We start from the raw sequence: 17277 nt of genomic DNA on the forward strand, positions 1-17277 counted from the left end.
CGGAACGAAGATCGCGCGGGCGCGGGGCGCGGACGAAAAACCATGGTAGCCGTGTGGGTACCGATGTTGAAATTGTAAACAGGAGCTCAGTGAGATATTACCTGCAGGCATCTAAAATCGCAACCTGTCGCAAGGCCGGGCGACAAAAATCGCCGCATTGTTGCATTCACGGTCAGGGCGGCAGCCTCAGCCGCCTGGCAGCAGGAAGCGAAAGCTCGGCTCGATGTGGCGCGCATGGAGCGCCTTGATAATGTCTTCCAGGCTGGCATCCTTGAGCAGCAGAGCGTCAGCGGTGACCTCGGCGATGGCGCCACTGGCAGCGGGCCGGGCCACGGCGGTCACAGCGGTCACAGCGGGCGGCGCGTGGCGGCGCAGGGTCGCCAGCGCCTCGGCGAACCGGGCGCTGTCGATGCTGCGCAAGCCTTCCAGAAAGCCGACCTGGGCGCCCACCGGCGGCGCCATGTCCAGCGCCGGCTCGTCGGCGAACGAGGCGCCCATGCCGGGGTGGATGAAGGCAGCCCATTTGCCGCCCGGCTGGCGGGCCGGCGGCAGGTCGACCACTGTCACCAGCAGGCCATTGCCCTTGTCCTTGTCGTCCGGCAGATATTCGGCGTGCAGCAAGTGGACGAATTCGGCGATGTCGGCGATCGGCATGGCGCTGGCCAGCGACAGCCACAGCTGAAAGCCGTGGCCGGAAATGCTGACGGCGGGCGCCGGCAGTTGCAGCTGGTCGCGCAGCGCATTGGCCAGCACGCACAGGGCGCGCCACTGCTGCTCGCCGCGCACGGCGCCGCCGGCACAAAAATCGAGCACGATGGTGCGCGCCGTGGCCGCTGGCGTGACCAGGTCGAGCGCCAGGGTTTTCAGGCCCAGCAGGTGCTGTTCCAGCTGGCCGGGCAACACAGACTGGCGCTGTTCGCGCTCGGGTCCCTCGAAGCACAGCTGCGGCTGCAGCAGGTAAAGGCGCGCGAGTTCAGAGATTAATGATTGCATGGGTGACCCTTTCCGCCGCCATCATAGCCAATTGCCGCCCCGTTCAGGGTTTTTGCACGGCCAGGCGGGCAAAGCTGGCAATACTGGCCAGTGCGGCGCTGGCAGCGCCCAGCCCCAGCGCCCAGCTGGTGCCGTGCTTGCCCGCCACGGTAAAGCACAGCGCCACCAAAGCAGCACCGCCGGCCTGTCCGAGCAGACGTGCGGTGGCGACGATGCCACTGGCACCGCCCGCGCGCGCCGCTGGCGCGCTGCTCATGATGGCCTTCAGATTGGGCGCCTGAAAAAACCCGAAGCCCAGCCCGCACAACGCCATGCGCCAGCAGATCGAAAGCGACGACGGCGCCGCTGGCATCAACAGCAGCGACAGCAGGCCAGCCGACAGCGCCAGCAAGCCAGCCCCACCCAGCAGGCCAGGCGGATAACGGTCACTGAAGCGGCCGGCGATCGGCGCCATCACCCCTACCATCAGCGCCCACGGCGTGATCAGAAAGCCGGTCTCCACCGGCGAGCGGCCCAGCGCGTGTTCAAAATAAAACGGCAGCGATACAAACGCCAGGCTCTGGGCCGCAAAGGTGCAGACGGCGGTGACGACGGACAGGGCAAACAGGGGCCGGCGGAACAGATCGATCGGCAGCATCGGCGCCGGATGGCCGCGCTGGCGACGCAGCAGCAGCACGAAAAACCCGGCCGATGCCGCCAGCTCGAGGACCAGCACGGGCGCCGGCGCCGCGTGTGCCCCCTCGCCCATCGCCAGCACCAGCAAACCGAAGGCGCCGGCGTTCAACAGCGCCGTGCGCACATCGAAACGGTAGCCGGCCCGGCTGGTCGCTGGCAGAAACCGCAGGCCCAGCACGATGCCGATCAGGCCCAGCGGCACATTGATGGCGAACAGCCACGGCCACGACGACAGCGACAGGATCAGCGAAGCGGCGGTGGGGCCGATGGCAAAGCCGGTGGCGACGATCAGGGCGTTCGCGCCCATGCCCTGCCCCATCAGCCGGGACGGATAAATCGCCCGCAACAGCGCCGTATTGACGCCCATTACCGCGCTGGCGCCCAAACCCTGCAACAGGCGTGCCAGCACCAGCGAAGGCAGGGACCAGGCCGCCGCGCAAGCGAGCGAAGCGGCCGTAAACAGCACCAGCCCGCCAATGCTGACCTTGCGGTAACCGATGATTTCACCGAGCGCGGCGAATGGCAGCATGGTGGCGATCATGGCCAGCTGGTAGACATTGATGATCCACACCGACGCCGCTGGCGTTGCTCCCAGGCTGCTGGCAATGCCGGGCAGGGCGGTGTTGACGATGGCGGTGTCAAGAGCCGCCAGGCCAACGCCAATGGCCAGCGCCGCCATGGCGAGGGCGCGCTCGGCACCGTGCAGGCCATCACGGGTGATAACTTTATTCAAGGAAATACCATGCAGTTTTCATGGAGCAAGTATAGCTGCTCGCGTGCCACTCTGCTGCGTCCGCTACGGACAGATCCTTGCCGCCAATGCAAGAATAGTCCTACGCCAACACGGGACGACAGACGATGGACGCCGCGCTGTCGCCACGTATGATGGTTTCATTGACATTGATCGCATCTGCACCGGCAGCCGCCCGCTCCCCGGGGCAGCAGCCTGCCGTGGCCCATCCTGAGATGCATCGAGGCCTAGTTGGCCATCCCACAACACGACAAGGAGTTACTATGAAACCAGCAATGTCCCCCTCGAAATTGTTTATTGGCGCGATCGTCGCCGCCGCCCTGCTCGGTGCCTGCTCGAAAAAAGACGTCGCTTCGCCCAGCACGGACACCACCTTGAGCGCCCCTGCGCCGACCAGCACCACCACCCCGGCTACCGGTAACGCTGACAGCACCAGCGGCACCAGCGGCACCAGCGGCGCCGGCATGACGGGTGCTTCCGGCACCTCGGGCAGCGGCGCCAGCGGTATGGGCAACAGCGGTATGGGCAACAGCAGCACCACGCCGGGCATGACCGGCACGCCAGCCACGGACGCCAGCAAGGCGCCGGTGCGCAACAACAGCGGCGAGACCCAGGGCACCGCTGGTTCAAGCGTGCCTGCCGCCGACGGCAGCCGCTAAGATTTTTGCAACGCCGGGGCCGGACAGACCAGCCCTTGCGTTGTGCAGTACAGAGGGCGCCCGCGGGCGCCCTCTTTTTTATGGCGCTTGCACCGCCAAGTCCGGAAAACTCCCAGCGCCGCTCTCAGAAAGCCTTCGGCGCTGGCGATGCGATCGCCATCAATGGCCCAGCGCCACTTTTGGCAGCAAATGACGCTGCAGACTTGCCGTCTTTAAGGCACCACGGCCGCCAATAAAATCAATGGTATTGCCGGCGCGGTCACGCGCCACCACGATACTGACCTGCTCTGCCGAGATGCCGCGCCGGCTGGCGACAGCGCCGCGCCGGCGTGGCGTCACCGGAGGTCGCCTGCGCAGAGCGGAAAGCGAACTCGTCGCCGGATAGAACGGGGGCGCGTTTCGCCTCACGCCGCAGGAGCGGCAGCGGCCACCTGCTGCACCAGCGCCGCACGCAGCGCCGCCACCACGGCGCCCCAGTCGCCCGCCTGCTGCTGGCGAAACAGCCGCATCACCCGCGGATACCACGGACTGTCGTCGCGCCCGCGCAGCCAGCGCCAGTCGGTCTGATAGGCCGGCAACATCACCCAGCACGGCTTGCCGAGGGCGCCGGCCAGGTGCGCCACCGCCGTGTCGACGGCGATCACCAGGTCGAGCGCACCGATCACGGCGGCGGTGTCGGCGAAGTCGCCCAGGGCCGGGGCCAGGTCGGTCAGGCTGGCAAACCCGCCCGTGTCCGGCAGCAGCGATAGCGTGCCCTCGCCTTTTTGCAAACTGTAAAACTGCACCCCGGCAACGCTTGCCAGCGGCGCCAGGGTGGCCAGTGCGGCCAGCGAGCGCTCGCCATCGTTTTCAAAGCGGGGGTTGCCCTGCCACGCCAGCCCGACCCGCAGCCTGGCCGAAGGCGCCGCCGCCAGCAGGGCCAGCCCGGCGGCCCCGGCGCCCGCCGGCGCCGCCAGGTAGGGCAAGGTCGCCGGTAGCTGATCGAGCCGGGTGCCGAAGTGATACGGCATGCTCAGCGGCGGCGTCCAGTAATCCCAGCCATCGCGCGGCACCGCATCGTCGACCCCGTAGACCTCGATCCCTTCAAGCGAGGCGAACAGCCGTTGCAAGCCGCTGTGGCAGACGATGCCGACACGCGCGGCCCCCTGCTGGCGCGCCAGCGCGGCGTAGCGGCAAAACTGGATCATGTCGCCATGACCGGCTTCGACTGCAATCATCAGGCTGGCGCCAGCGAGCGGCTCGCCAGTCCAGCGCGGATAAGCAAAATAATCAGCGAAGCGGGCGTACCACGGCCGCCCTTCAAACTCGCGCCAGCCCGCCTCGAAGTCGCCGTCGCGCAGCAGCAGGTAAGCGAGGTTGAAATGGGCCGGCTGGTAGGCCGGCGCGATGGCGATGGCGGCGCGGTAACAGGCTGCCGCCATCGACGCCCGATCCGTGCTGGCCAGCAGCACTCCAAGGTTCGACAGCGCCGGCGCCGACGCTGGATCGAGCAGCAGCGCCTGGCGGTAACTGTGTTCGGCTTCGTCGAAGCGGCGCGCTGCAGCCAGCCAGGCCCCCAGGTGGAGATAGCCATCGACGCGCTCGGGCGCCAGCGCAATGGCGGCGCGGTAATGCTGCTGCGCCTGCGCCGGGTCGAGCGTGGTCAGCAGCAGGCCCAGGTTGATGTGCGCCTCCGGCAGCGCCGGCTGTAGCGCCAGCGCCTGGCCAAACGCCAGCCGGGCGCCGTCGCTGTCGCCGGCGCCCATGCGGCGCACGCCGTCGTCAAAACAGGCGTGAACAAAGGCCTGATGCTGGTCGTCTTGCTGCATGGTGGTGGATTCTCCAGCAAAATAAACAATGATCTGGTGGCAGTGCCACACTATAGCCGCAGCGCGTCCTTGTTCACAGATTCAGATTTGCAACTTTGGCCAAACTATTCCACACTAGCGGTCCGAAACGTCCTCGAGCCGCCTTGTTCACCACTTCCGTCCCCCTGCCAGGCAATGACGTCAACCTCGACCTGCTTGAGCGCTGGCTGAGCGGCTGGAGCCTGGCGCGCGGGGCGCCGCTACCGCGCCGCCATGGCGGCGGCCTGGTGGTGGAGGTGGGGCGCGCCGACCAGTTGCGGCGCCATGTATTTGTCGACGCCGGTGCCGCCTTGCAAGACTGTGCGCGCAGCATCGACGCCCCCTGCATTTTCCTCAAAGCGACGGTCGACATGGCCACCCTGCGCCAGGCGCTGGCGCCGCGCTGGCAGATCGAAACGGCGCGTTACCTGATGCGCTGCGACGGCCCGATGGCAGCGGCGCCGCTACCGGCCGGCTACCGCGAGCAGCGCACGCGCGCACACGGCGCCAGCGTGCTGCGCCTGTTCGATGCGAGCGGCGCGGTGGTCGCCTCGGGCCAGCTGGTGGTGTACGGCGCCTGCGCCGTCTTCGACCAGATCGAAACGGCCGCCGCCCACCGGCGCCGGGGCCTGGGCCGCTACCTGATGGGCGCGCTCGATGCACTGGCGTGCGCGGCCGGCGTCAGCGAACGGCTGCTGGTGGCCACCGACCCCGGCCGCGCCCTGTATCTGCCACTGGGCTGGCAGGTACTGGCGCCCTATTCGACGGCGGTGCTGGCGCCACAGTTGGCCGATACCATTGCTGGTGCGCCGTTGCGCTGGCGCCAGTAAGACCCGCTACACCTCATCCCCCCTTTTTTAGGAGCAGCCATGACCGAGCCAGCCCGCCCTCCCGTGCCACCGTTCACGCGCGCGAGCGCCATTCTCAAAGTCCGCCTGGCCGAAGATGGCTGGAACAGGCGCGACCCGGTCCAGGTCAGCCTGGCCTACACCGCCGACAGCGCCTGGCGCAACCGCGCCGAGTTCGTCAACGGCCGCGAACAGATCGCCGCTTTCCTCAGCCGCAAATGGGCGAAGGAGCTCGACTACCGGCTGATCAAGGAATTATGGGCCTTTGACGGCCATCGGATCGCCGTCCGTTACGCCTACGAATGGCATGACGACTCTGGCAACTGGTTCCGCTCCTACGGCAACGAAAACTGGGAATTCGACGACAACGGTTTGATGGCACGCCGCTTTGCCTGCATCAACGATTTGCCCATCCAGGCCGACGAGCGCAAGTTTCACTGGCCACTGGGACGGCGGCCGGACGACCATCCGGGCCTGTCCGAGCTCGGACTGTGAAGGCGGCGCGCTGCTGAAAAGAGAAAACACCGGCGTGGTTGCCCTCGTATTTGAACGATGGTGGGGAGCCGGGGCCGGCGATAATCGCCGTTCATTGAAGATTTTTGAAAGCACAACATGGCTTCGTCCACCACAGCTGCCGCCAGCACCACCGCCGCCAACACGACCACTGTCTCCACCGACGTCGCCGCCAAGGTCAAGCAGGCGCTGGCGCCGGCTGCCGCCGCCAGCCAGAAGGTCACTGCAGCGCTGGCGCAGGGCCAGGCCAAACTGTCCGGACTGGGCCAGCTGAAAAGCGCCATCGCCGACTTTCAGACGGCCACGCAAAGCCTCGGCAGCCCGAGCAATACCGATAAAACGAGCAGCAACGGCGACACCAGCAGCAAGCTGCAATCGTTCGTCACTGCATTTAACACCCTCAACAGCAAACTGCAGAGCTTGCAAAAAAGCGACTTGAAGGGTGATCCCGGCTTGACCCTGGCCAGCGCCCAAGTGGCACAAAACCTGCGCAACAGCGGTCCCGGTGCCGGCGCTGCCGCGCTGGCCAAGGCGGGTATCAGTATCGACAGCAGCGGCACCATGAAGCTTGACAGCACCAAGCTGGCAGCGGCGCAGGCGGCCGACCCGGCCGCCGTCAATGCCCTGCTGGCGCCCGCCACCGGTACCAGCGCGGGCGGGATTGTCGCCCAGCTGGGCGGCCGGCTGGGCGAACTCAACAGCGGCAATGGCACCGTCGCCCGCGAACAGGCGAGCGCCGGTAAACAGGTCAGCGCCCTGACCACCCGCGAAGCGGCCATCAGCAAGACCCTGACCGCCCAGGCCAGCGCCCTGGCGGCGTTCTACACCCAGCAAGCGGGCATTGACGGCAGCGGCACCCCCAGCTCGCTGTTCGACATGCTGGCCTAGTACAGTGCTTGTAATTGACTGCCGGTAATAATTATCGACATCGCAAATGCGAATAATTATCATTCCACGAAACTACTGTGACTGGCAACCGCTCCGCTTTGCGGCGGAGAAGCTGAATGGTCACACCCAAATTTTCATGGAGTAATAATGCGTGTGACTGCCTGTTCGCCGTTCCGCTCCACCTGCCCCCTGCGACCACGCCCGCCGGGTCGCCTGCCTGGCGCTGGCGCTGCCTGCGCTCAGTGCGCTGGCGGCCGACCCGGACGAGGTCGCGATCGATGCAGCGCCGCAGGTGCTGCAGAGCGGTACGCTGGGGCACGTGGCTGATGGGCGGCGGCGCCATCGTCTGGATGTTCGACAGCCTGGTCGGCTTTCACCTGACCGTGCCGGCGCGCCGTCCGATGGCCGGCATGGCGGCAAACCGCGCGGCAAACGCTGCAGCAGGCACCGGCGAAAACACCGGCAAAAGCTGGTGGCAACGCCGGCAAAGCGCCTGGCGCATCCGCCGGAGCGCCGGCGGCGCCAGGCGCAACGTCGATCTGCACCGGGCGTTCAGCCTGTGGACCTGGGGGCTATTGTGCGTGCTCGCCTTCTCCGCTTTTTCCCTCAACCTGTATAGAAAGTGTTTAATCCGCTGCTCAAGAGCGGGTTGACGGTGACGCCGTCGCCGTTTGAGCGCAGCGGCGCGGCTGGCCGGCGGCGGCCGGCGCTGCCTTTTATGCGCCGAACTATGGCATCTATGGCGTCGCGTTCTTTCAGCCGGGCGACGAGCACGGCGCCGGCGGCGGCGGCCCGCCCTACCTGTGTTACGACGGCGATGGCCGCCTGCTGGGCAAGCGCCGGCCGTGGCAGGGCAGCGCGGCCAACCTGTTCGTGCAGGCGCAGTTTCCCCTCCATCCGGGGCGCATCCTGGGCTTACCGGGCCGCATACTGATTTCCTGCATGGGCCTGGTGGTGGCCATGCTCAGCGTCACTGGCGTATCGATCTGGTGGAGAAAGCGCGGGGCGCGACGGCTGGTGGCACGCCACAAAAAAGCGCAGAGCGGCGCATGAGTCCCACATGTGTACTAATGTATCTGCAAAGCTATAAAAGCAACGCTTGTGTAAATTTTGGTAAAGCAGCAACATGGGCCGGGGCCGGCTGCGCTACGCTGCGCGTGGTTCGGCGACGTTCGTCCGATCCACACCCACGCCACACTTTTTTCCGGTCCCTCCATGTCCAACTGTTTGTTATCACTCTGTCTCGGCGGCGTCGCCCTGATCCACGCCGACGCTTTCGCGCAATCGGCCACCGCGCCGGCGCCGGCACCGGTGACCACCGCCGCGCCGCCAGCGGCCCAGGTGCTGCCCGCCGTCACCGTCACCGGCGAGCGCCCCACCAACCGCATCGACCGCCAGGTCTACGATGTGCGCTCGGACATCTCGAGCAGCAACGGCAGCGCCGCCGATGCCTTGAACAACGTGCCGTCGGTGGCGGTCGACCCGGATGGCAGCGTGACCCTGCGCGGCAGCAGCAATGTGCAAATCCTGGTCGACGGCAAGCCCTCGGCCATGCTGCAGGGCGATAACCGCGGCGCCAGCTTGCAGGCGATGGCCGCCGACGACATCGAATCGATCGAAGTGATCAACAATCCGGGCGCCCAGTTCGGCAACGAAGCCGGTGGCGGCCCCATCCTCAACCTGGTGATGCGGCGCAACCGCCGGCCCGGCGGCAGCGGCGTCGCCAATGCCAACCTCGGTGCAGCCGGCCGTTACAACAGCGCCGTGTCCGGCACGTATAACGAAGGCGCCTGGGGTTACCAGGGCGGCATCAATGTGCGCCATGACGGCCGCAACTCGGTCGCCGACGTCAGCCGCGACCGCCTCGACCCCGTCAGCGGCGCCATGCTGCACAGCAGCCAGCAATCAAACGGCAATGGCCTCAACGACTCGGTCGGCATTAACAGCACCGTCAGCTACAACATCGGCGCCAACGATAGCGTCAGCGCCACCGTCGCCTTGCTCGGCCGCAGCAACAACCAGCAGGGCCGCGACCGTTACATCTTCGATGGCCTCGACGGCGCCGTCCAGAGCGACTACCAGCGCCGCACCGCGCGCGCGGGGGATAGCCGCAACAACAGCTGGGGCGCGCGCTACGATCACAAGGGAGCCTTGCCCGGCGAAACGCTCAAGCTCGACCTGCGGGTTTCGTCTTCCAGCAACGTCAACGACAGCGATTACGCCAACACCTACGCCGTATTCGCTCCCGGCGCCTTCGACAGCCAGGCGCGCCAGCACAGCGACATGCGCAACCGCATCGTCGACTTCACTGGCGACTACGAGCGGCCACTGGCCGGTGGCGCCGCCAAACTGGGCTATAAACTGGCCAGCAACCGCAGCGACAGCGACACCCTGTATACCGACCTCTTCGGTGGCCTGGCGGTGCCGAATGCTCGCCGCAGCAGCAACTATGAACTCGAAGAAAACACCGCCGCGCTGTACGGTTCGTGGCAAACCCGCATCAACGAGCGCTGGGGTGCGCTGGCCGGCCTGCGCGCCGAATACACCGACCTCGACATCCACCAGCTGCAGGGCGGCGGCGCCGCCAAAAACAGTTATCTGAACCTGATGCCGAGCCTGTTCGCCACCTACAAATTGAGCGAGCTGAGCAACCTGCGTTTCAGCTACGCCCACCGGCTGCGCCGGCCCAGCGCCGTCGACCTCAATCCGGCAGTGATCTACCGCGATGAATTGAATGTTTTCGCCGGCAATCCCCATTTAAAACCGACCCAGACCGATTCTTTCGAGCTCGGTTATGAAACACGCATGGGCGGCCTCGAAACCAATCTGCGCGGCTACTTCCGGCGCGACACCGACGCCATCGTCGACTACCGCTATTTCTTGGATGACAACGTGCTGCTCACCACCCGTGCCAACGGCGCCGGCAGCCGCGCGGGCGGCCTCGAATTTACCGTCAGCGGCAAATTGACGCCGCTGCTGACCGTCAACGGCAGCGGCAACCTGGCGCACAGCGAGCAAACCACGCAAGATAGCAACGGCATATTCAGCAGCCGCAGCGCGAATGCCTTGAGCGGCCGCGCGCGCCTCAATTACCAGTTCGATGCCGCCAACCAGCTGCAGCTGGCCTTGCAGATGCAGGGCAAGACCCTGTCCGGCCAGGGCTATCGTTCACCCAACTCGACCTTGAACCTGTCGCTGCGCCATGTGCTGACGCCGCAGCTGACGCTGATCGCCAACGTCACCGACCTGTTTAAAACCAACAAGGTGGAAACCGTGGTCGACAGCGCCGCCCTGCGCGAGACCAGCACCCGGCGCTTCGACGGTCGGCTGTTGTACGTCGGCCTGTCGTACCGCTTCGGCGGCCCGCCGGCACGCGCGGCGGAAGACGGCGCCCGCCTGCGTGGCCGTGGCCCGGGTGGCCAAGGCGGTCCCGGCGGCCCCGACATGGGCGGCCCCGGCGGACCCGGGCCGGACGGCGCCTGAGGCCGACCTTACCGCGATATCAGCCGATATCGATGACGCGCTTGCCCAGCGCGCTGCCGTCGACCTGCGCGTCGTGGGCAGCGTGGGCATGTGGCTGCCGCCAGCGAAGCCTCCAGGCTGGCGCCGCCGACAGTATCGTAGACCACGTCAAAGCCGACCCCGTCGGCATGCGCGGCCACGTAGTCGGCCACCGTGCCGGCCTTGTAATCGATGGGGGTGGCGCCAAAGCCGCGCACGATGGCGTGCTTGCCGGCCGAGGCGGTGGCAAATACCTCGGCGCCGCGGGCACGGGCGATCTGCACGGCCACGTGGCCGACGCCGCCGGCGCCAGCATGGAGTAGCACGCGCTGGCCGGCCGCTACTTTGGCACGGTCAACCAGACCTTCCCACGCAGTCAGAAACACCAGCGGCAAGGCGGCCGCTTCGCGCATGCTCAAACTGGCCGGCTTGTGCGCCAGCGTGCTGGCGTCGACCGCCACATACTCGGCCAGCGAACCGGGCAGGTCGCGCACGCCGCCACTCATGCCACATACCTCGTCGCCCGCCTTAAAATCGGTCACGCCCGCGCCGAGCTGTTCGATCACCCCGGTCAGATCGGCGCCGAGGATGGCCGGCAGTTCTCGCGTGGCGTGAGGCGCTGCGCCAATGCGAATCTTGCGATCGATCGGATTGACGCCGCTGGCGATGACCTTGACCAGCACTTCGCCGTGGCGCGGCAGCGGGCGCGCCATGGTGCTGTCGATAAATGTGCCTTCGGCATAGTCTTTGAGCAGCAGCGCCCGCATCGTCTAGCTTGACATCGCTATCTTTCGAATAAGTTGCAGCTGCACGGTGCGGCCGATATGCATGGTGGACAATAGTGACCGATCGTCGCTCAACCGGCAATCAGGCACTTTTTTGGAACCTAGGGACCCGAAAGTAACCATGACGCTTCCTACCGTCCGTTCCCCGCCGCAACCGCTGCACATCAGCGAGATTGCCCACCGCGCCGCATTCACCGGCTGCTGGCGCCCAAGTGGACCTCGATGGTCATTGATGTACCCAGTTTCGGCGCCCTGCGCACCGGGCAGTGGCAGCGGGCCATGCCAGGGGTGTCGAAAAAGATGCTGACCCAGACCCTGCGCGAGCTCGAAGGTGACGGTCTGATTGTCCGCACCGTGCACCAGCTGGTGCCGTCGATGGTCGACTATGCCTTGATGCGGCGGGGACAGGGCTTCGTCGAGCCGCTGATGGTGCTCTACGGCTGGGCGCAGACGCATGCGGCGCTGCTCGACGAACTCGAGCGCAACCGCGCCGCCGCGATGCCCACCGGGCTGCCCGCCGCGCCGTGCCCGCTTACGCCGTCTGCAGCGGCCGCCAGCGCAATGCAAGCGACGGCAACAGCAGCGCCGCCAGCAGCAGCGCCAGCGCCAGCGGCAACTGCTGCAGCACCGGCGTGGCGCACGCAGTGAGCCAGTGCGATGCGACCACCGCGCGCACCTGCGCCAGCCGCGCCGCCAGGGGCGCGGTGGCGTTATCGATGGCAACATCGTCGAGCACGAACACCGGCGGCGCCGTCGGCGTGCCCTGCTGCAGCTCGGCGCTTTCCTGCGCCGCCAGCGCCACATAGGCGTCGTCAAAGGCCAGCCAGGCGGCGTCGAGCTGGCGCCGTTGTTGCGCCTGCGCTTGCCACGCTGCGAAGCTGAACTTGATTCGCGCGATCGGGTGCAATTGCGCCAGTGCGCTTTTCAGACTCATATAGTCGAGATAAGTACGAATCACGGCGGCGCGCAGCTGTTCGTGCTTGCGCGCCGTATCGGCGCCGCCCGCCGCACCGGCCGCCCACGCCCGCACGCGCAACAGATAATCGACCTGCTGGCGGCCGATTTCCAGCCGCAGCGCGCGCTCGTAGCGCCGCTCAAGGCGCTCAGCGATCTGCGCCGGTCCCTGCAGCGACAAGCTCGCTGCGAGCGGCTGCGCAGCATCGCGTACCAGCGCGCGCCGCATGCTGGCGATGCGCTCGTCGATGTGCTCGGCTGTCGCCTGCGCTGCGCCGGCCACATCGGTCATGGCGCGCGCGCGCGCCGCCACGGCGCTCCTGAGAGCGGCGTTGCTGGCGTCGGCCAGCTGCGGCCCGCTGCGCGCTGGCTGCAACAGCAGGCGTCCGCCGGCCAGCGCGATGGCAATGAGCAGCAGGTAAGCGGCGTGGCGCGCCAGGGCGCGCGCCGGCACGACTAACGATGACTGACCGACACTTACAAAAGATGCCATAGCGGGTGCGCGAAAGAAACCAAAAGTGCAGTGTAAACACAATTGATCCGGCGCGTCAGGCTGTTGAGCGGGCACCGTTGCAACGGCGCCCGTCGCTCAGGCGGTCACGGGGGTTTTGTGCAGGCCCGCATACTTAATGCCGAAAAACAACACAAACGCATAGCACAGGGCCGGCACCGCAAAACTCAGGCGCAGGCCGTAGGCGTCGGCCAGCAAGCCCTGGGCGAACGGCACCAGGGCGCCGCCGACGATCGCCATGCACAACATGCCAGAGGCCTGGCCGGTAAATTTGCCCAGCCCGTGCAGGGACATGCTGAAGATGGTGGGAAACATGATCGAATTGCACAGCCCGATGGCGAGGATGGCGACCATGGCGAGCGTGCCGCCGGCCAGCATGGCGGTGACCACCAGGGCGATGGCCAGGCTGGCGTTAAAAGCGAGCGCCTTGCCCGGACTAACCCGGCGCATCACCACAAAGCCGATGAAACGGCCGATCATGGCGCCCAGCCAGTACAGGCTGACGTAGCGCGCCGCCTGCGCCGCCGGCAGGCTGGCAACCCCCGGCTCCCCCAGAAAGCTGACCAGGAAGCTGCCAATACTCACTTCGCCACCGACGTACAGAAATAGCGCCAGCGTGCCCCATAACAAGTGCCGGTGGGCCAGCATGCCGCCGCCATCGCTGCGCCCGGCAGGTGCGCCCGCAGCGCCACCGCCGATGGCCGGCAGGCGCACGGCAGCCATCACCAGCGCCAGTGTCAGCAGCGCCGCCGCCAGCGCCAGGTAGGGGCCCTGCACGGTGGCGATTTCAGCCGCCTTGCCGGCGCCTGGCGTGCTCGTCGACAGGATCAGCAGGCTGCCGACGAACGGGCCGACGGCCGTACCGAGCGAATTGAAGGCCTGGGTCAGGGTCAGCCGGCTCGATGCCGTACGCGCCGGGCCGAGCGCCGTCACGAAGGGATTGGCCGCCACCTGCAGCGTGGCGATGCCGGCGGCGAGCACGAAAAACGCCAGCAGGAACAGGCTGTAACCGCTGCGCGAGGCGGGATAAAACAGCGCGCAGCCGGTGGCGGCGATCAACAGGCCCGTCACCGCGCCCTTTTGGTAGCCGATGCGGCGAATCAGCGCGCCGGCCGGCATCGATACCAGAAAATAGGCGCTGAAAAAACACAGCTGCACCAGCATCGCCTGCACATAGCTGAGCGTATAAATCGCCTTCAGGTGCGGGATCAGCACGTCGTTCAGCGAGGTCAACAGTCCCCACATGAAAAACAGCGAGGTGATGATCACCAGTGCGCTGCGTTGCGGTGCGGCGCCGGGTCCGCCGTCAGCAGCGCCGTGCGCAGACAAGTGGGCGGACCCCGCCGCGCCACCGATCATTGCGGCGCCCTCGCATGCGGCCGGCGGCCGTGCAACTGCTGGCGCAGCTGCTTGCGATGTTCGGCGCGGCTAAAACGCTCGCGCTGCTCGTCGCTAACGGGTACCAGCTTCGGTACCCGTTGTGGCTTGCGGTCGGCGTCGACCGCCACCATGGTGAAGTAACAGCTGTTGGCATGGCGCACGGTGCGCTGCTGGATGTTTTCAGCGACCACGCGGATGCCCACTTCCATCGAGCTGGTGCCGGTGTAATTGACGCAGGCAAGGAAGGTAACCAGTTCGCCCACATGGATCGGTTGCAGGAACATCACTTCATCGACCGACAGGGTGACGACATAGCTGCCCGAATAGCGGCTGGCGCAGGCATACGCCACGCTGTCGAGAAATTTGAGGATGGTGCCGCCATGAACATTGCCGGAAAAATTGGCCATGTCGGGGGTCATCAGGACCGTCATTGTGAGCTCGTGGTCGGCCCGGAGTGCTAGTTCTGCCATGGTGAATGTGCGCGATAGTGGGTGGCTGGAGGGCATATCGTAGCCGATGCCGCCCGAATCGGCCCGATCGCCACCCGCAGCTGGCGCGCCGCGCGCCTTACAACGCCGCTGCCGCTTCGCTGACCGCCGCTGCCAGCACCAGCTGGCGGGCGTTGGCGAACCCCACCACCGCTTTCAATTCGGCACGCAGCTGCGCTGCAATGTCGGCGCTGACACGGGTCGCTTGCAGGGCCACGCGCGCGGGCATGCCTGCCGTTAGCAAGGTCTGCTTGGTGGCGCCGAGGTTTTTTGTCAGCGCGGTAAAATCGCGCGCCACCTGCGCCAGCGCCAGCGCGCCACTGGCAAAGCTTGCCTGCTGCGCGGCGCTCAATGGCGCAGCCGTCGCCAGCGCTTGCGTCAGTAGCTGGTGGCTGGCGCCGGCCGCAGCGGCAGCGCTGCCAATGTCGGCGGTCGATGCCTGCATGTCGAGCGTAGCGAGGACGGCGCTGGCCGCCCTGCCCGCCGCGGCCACGCCGACGGCGTCGAACAGCATGGCGTTGGCCGCCTGGTCGGCATGGATCAGCTCGACAAATTTCCCCAAAAATTCTTCCGGTGGCGTTTCGTGCGAAAGGGAACTGTAGGTGGTGCCGCCATTGCCCAGCTGGCGCGCGCCAGCTGGCAAGGCGAGCGCGCAGGCGGCGCCGATGAGGACGATGGTGCTGGTGCGCATCAGGCGCCGATGAATACGATGCATATTGCTTGCCTTGTTTAAGATCATCACTGCCTCAAAAGCTTTCTCTCTATAAATGTAGAATAAAATAAAATTTTATTTTATGCAACATCGACTTGACTGATCGCGCCTTCAAAGGAGGCCGCAGCGCCCCGCGTGCCAAGCTGGCATCGCTGCAGGACAGCAGCGACAGTTTCTCCATCCATCTCACTGCAACGGCTCGCATGCGGGCGCGGTTCGACGTCTGCTGCGCCGACCTGAGCGGATTTCGTTCTAACCAGCGCTAGCAACCCGGCATCAGCGACTGAGCCGGTCGAGGCGCAGCCGGTCGCGCTCGTCGCCAACCGCCCGGCTGGCCAGCCAGACGGCGCCGCCAGCGGCCAGACCACTGCTGCCGGCCAGCAAAAAAAGCAGCAGGATCTGGTATTTGACGGCGCTGAGCGGGTCCATGCCGGCGAGCAGCTGGCCGGTCATGATGCCGGGTAACGTGATGATGCCGGCCGCCGCCATCTGGTTAATCACCGGAATCAGGCCCTTCCTCACGGCGTCGCGCGTCAGCGGTGCCAGCGCTTCGCGCAAGGTGGCGCCCAGCGCCAGGCGCCCTTCGATGCGCTGGCGGGCGCCAGCGAGGTCGCCCAAAAAACTGTCGAGGGCGACACTGGCAGCATTGAGCACACTGCCCAGCACGATGCCCATCAGGGGAATGGCGTAGCGCGCATCGTGCCACGGCGTCGGCCGGATCGCCGTGAGCAGCGCCAGCAACACGGTACTGGTGCTGGCGGCGCTGACGACGACGGCAGCAATGCGCGCATTGCCCCAGCGCTGCAGCCGCTGGCGCGGGCGCGCCGCCACTTCGCGCACGGTGGCGGCCATCATCAGGCCGATCGCCGCCAGCGTCAGCGCCGCCGAGTCGCTGGCAAACAGCCAGCGCAGCAGCAGCCCCACCAGCAGCAACTGGATCACCATGCGCAGCGCTGCCACCAGCAACTGGCGGTGCAGGCGCAGGCCGAAGGCGAGCGAGATGATGGCATCGAGCACGATCAGGCTGGCGGCAATGGCCAGATCGACTGCACCGAGTTCGACCGCGCTCATGGCGCCACCAGCTGGCCGTGCTGCATGCGCAACTGGCGCTGCGCCATGCGCGCGGCCTGTTCCTGCGAATGGGTCACCAGGATGATGGCCATGCCGCGCGCCTGCGCCGCCTGCAGCACCGCCTCGAGCGCCAGCGTGGTGGTGGCATCGAGCGCTGCGGCCGGCTCATCGAGCATCAGCACGCGCGGCGCGCCCGCCAGGGAACGGATCAGCGCAAGCCGCTGGCGCTCGCCGGTCGACAGCAGCGCCAGTTCAGCCTGCAGGATGCCGCTTTTGAGTTTGAGTAAAGGCAGCAGCGCGGCGGCGCGCTCGAGCTGGTCGGCGCGCAGGTGCTGCGCCGCAGTCGCTTCCCACCAGGCTGGCTCGGCCGACTGGTAGACCACCTGCGCACGCCAGGCGGGCGCCGTCAGGCCACGGCGGGCGACGCCGTCGAGCAGCAGCTCGCCGTCGCACGGATCGAGATCGGCAACCATCCGCAGCAACACGCTTTTTCCGGCACCGGACTCCCCCACCACCGCCACGCATTCGCCAGCGTCAACCGTAAAGGAGAGCGGCCCGGCGTGCGCCGAACGCAGCTGTTGCACCACCAGACGGGGCGCAGGGTCGGCGTGGTGAGCATGGTGAGCATGGTGAGCACCATGCGCGGCTTGGTGGGAGGTCGATGGCATGGTGATCCTGTAAAGCGCGACAGTGCGTCACTATACAGGGGGTGCGCGCCGGCC

Annotated in this window: 19 protein-coding genes; 8 read left to right on the plus strand and 11 right to left on the minus strand. The window is 66.7% G+C overall.

Annotated elements, in window-relative coordinates; genetic code table 11:
* Positions 1-186: 186 nt before the first annotated feature.
* The gene (locus ACP7BZ_RS15220; RefSeq protein WP_426114581.1) at positions 187-993 is read right to left on the minus strand and encodes a hypothetical protein; all 807 of its coding nucleotides are present in this window, start codon (positions 991-993) and stop codon (positions 187-189) included.
* Between the two features lie 43 nt (positions 994-1036).
* A complete protein-coding gene (locus tag ACP7BZ_RS15225) occupies positions 1037-2347 on the minus strand; it encodes an MFS transporter (RefSeq protein WP_426114766.1) in 1311 nt (436 codons plus the stop codon).
* A 335-nt stretch (positions 2348-2682) separates the two neighbouring features.
* Between ACP7BZ_RS15225 and ACP7BZ_RS15230 the strand changes: the two genes are divergently transcribed.
* Positions 2683-3078, plus strand: a complete 396-nt coding sequence (locus ACP7BZ_RS15230; protein WP_426114583.1) for a hypothetical protein — start codon at positions 2683-2685, stop codon at positions 3076-3078.
* A gap of 159 nt (positions 3079-3237) precedes the next feature.
* Here the strand turns inward: ACP7BZ_RS15230 and ACP7BZ_RS15235 are convergent, their stop codons facing one another.
* Together ACP7BZ_RS15235 and ACP7BZ_RS15240 are read right to left on the minus strand one after the other, a co-directional pair.
* Positions 3238-3417: a hypothetical protein gene (locus tag ACP7BZ_RS15235; protein ID WP_426114585.1), complete on the minus strand. Its 180-nt coding sequence runs from the start codon at positions 3415-3417 to the stop codon at positions 3238-3240.
* Between the two features lie 65 nt (positions 3418-3482).
* Positions 3483-4886, minus strand: coding sequence for a tetratricopeptide repeat protein (locus tag ACP7BZ_RS15240; RefSeq protein ID WP_426114586.1), 1404 nt, complete (start codon positions 4884-4886; stop codon positions 3483-3485).
* Between the two features lie 143 nt (positions 4887-5029).
* Between ACP7BZ_RS15240 and ACP7BZ_RS15245 the strand changes: the two genes are divergently transcribed.
* The 6 genes from ACP7BZ_RS15245 (at position 5030) to ACP7BZ_RS15270 (ending at position 10636) form a co-directional block, all read left to right on the plus strand.
* Complete coding sequence (locus tag ACP7BZ_RS15245; RefSeq protein WP_426114588.1) at positions 5030-5734, plus strand: GNAT family N-acetyltransferase; 705 nt, start codon at positions 5030-5032, stop codon at positions 5732-5734.
* Positions 5735-5773: 39 nt separating this feature from the next.
* Positions 5774-6247: a DUF1348 family protein gene (locus tag ACP7BZ_RS15250; RefSeq protein ID WP_426114590.1), complete on the plus strand. Its 474-nt coding sequence runs from the start codon at positions 5774-5776 to the stop codon at positions 6245-6247.
* 117 nt (positions 6248-6364) lie between these two features.
* Positions 6365-7153, plus strand: coding sequence for a flagellar filament capping protein FliD (fliD, locus tag ACP7BZ_RS15255; protein WP_426114592.1), 789 nt, complete (start codon positions 6365-6367; stop codon positions 7151-7153).
* A gap of 326 nt (positions 7154-7479) precedes the next feature.
* Positions 7480-7806, plus strand: a complete 327-nt coding sequence (locus ACP7BZ_RS15260; protein WP_426114594.1) for a hypothetical protein — start codon at positions 7480-7482, stop codon at positions 7804-7806.
* A gap of 175 nt (positions 7807-7981) precedes the next feature.
* Positions 7982-8206: a PepSY domain-containing protein gene (locus tag ACP7BZ_RS15265; protein ID WP_426114768.1), complete on the plus strand. Its 225-nt coding sequence runs from the start codon at positions 7982-7984 to the stop codon at positions 8204-8206.
* Between the two features lie 162 nt (positions 8207-8368).
* Positions 8369-10636, plus strand: coding sequence for a TonB-dependent receptor domain-containing protein (locus ACP7BZ_RS15270; protein ID WP_426114596.1), 2268 nt, complete (start codon positions 8369-8371; stop codon positions 10634-10636).
* Between the two features lie 8 nt (positions 10637-10644).
* On the opposite strand, the gene ACP7BZ_RS15275 is transcribed toward ACP7BZ_RS15270, so the two are convergent.
* Entirely contained in the window at positions 10645-11421 is a 777-nt protein-coding gene (locus ACP7BZ_RS15275; protein WP_426114598.1) for an alcohol dehydrogenase catalytic domain-containing protein, read from the minus strand.
* Between the two features lie 240 nt (positions 11422-11661).
* Here ACP7BZ_RS15275 and ACP7BZ_RS15280 point away from each other — a divergent pair, with 240 nt between their 5' ends.
* Positions 11662-12087 carry a winged helix-turn-helix transcriptional regulator gene (locus ACP7BZ_RS15280; RefSeq protein ID WP_426114600.1) on the plus strand — a complete coding sequence of 142 codons (426 nt, stop codon included), beginning with the start codon at positions 11662-11664 and terminating at the stop codon, positions 12085-12087.
* Here the strand turns inward: ACP7BZ_RS15280 and ACP7BZ_RS15285 are convergent.
* The 6 genes from ACP7BZ_RS15285 to ACP7BZ_RS15310 form a co-directional block, all read right to left on the minus strand.
* Positions 11972-12886 (minus strand): hypothetical protein, encoded by a 915-nt coding sequence (locus ACP7BZ_RS15285; RefSeq protein WP_426114602.1) that lies wholly within the window; start codon positions 12884-12886, stop codon positions 11972-11974. The two genes, ACP7BZ_RS15280 and ACP7BZ_RS15285, sit on opposite strands and share 116 nt — an antisense overlap.
* A 96-nt stretch (positions 12887-12982) precedes the next feature.
* Positions 12983-14263 (minus strand): sugar MFS transporter, encoded by a 1281-nt coding sequence (locus ACP7BZ_RS15290; protein ID WP_426114604.1) that lies wholly within the window; start codon positions 14261-14263, stop codon positions 12983-12985.
* A complete protein-coding gene (locus tag ACP7BZ_RS15295; RefSeq protein WP_426114606.1) occupies positions 14260-14715 on the minus strand; it encodes an acyl-CoA thioesterase in 456 nt (151 codons plus the stop codon). The genes ACP7BZ_RS15290 and ACP7BZ_RS15295 overlap by 4 nt, the downstream gene beginning before the upstream one ends.
* 136 nt (positions 14716-14851) lie before the next feature.
* Positions 14852-15487 (minus strand): hypothetical protein, encoded by a 636-nt coding sequence (locus tag ACP7BZ_RS15300; protein ID WP_426114608.1) that lies wholly within the window; start codon positions 15485-15487, stop codon positions 14852-14854.
* 273 nt (positions 15488-15760) lie between these two features.
* Positions 15761-16555, minus strand: coding sequence for an ABC transporter permease (locus ACP7BZ_RS15305; protein WP_426114610.1), 795 nt, complete (start codon positions 16553-16555; stop codon positions 15761-15763).
* Positions 16552-17223: an ABC transporter ATP-binding protein gene (locus tag ACP7BZ_RS15310; protein WP_426114612.1), complete on the minus strand. Its 672-nt coding sequence runs from the start codon at positions 17221-17223 to the stop codon at positions 16552-16554. The genes ACP7BZ_RS15305 and ACP7BZ_RS15310 overlap by 4 nt, the downstream gene beginning before the upstream one ends.
* Positions 17224-17277: the final 54 nt, after the last annotated feature.

Source organism: Massilia sp. PWRC2 (genome assembly GCF_049896725.1).
Classification (GTDB): domain Bacteria; phylum Pseudomonadota; class Gammaproteobacteria; order Burkholderiales; family Burkholderiaceae_D; genus JAFCUW01.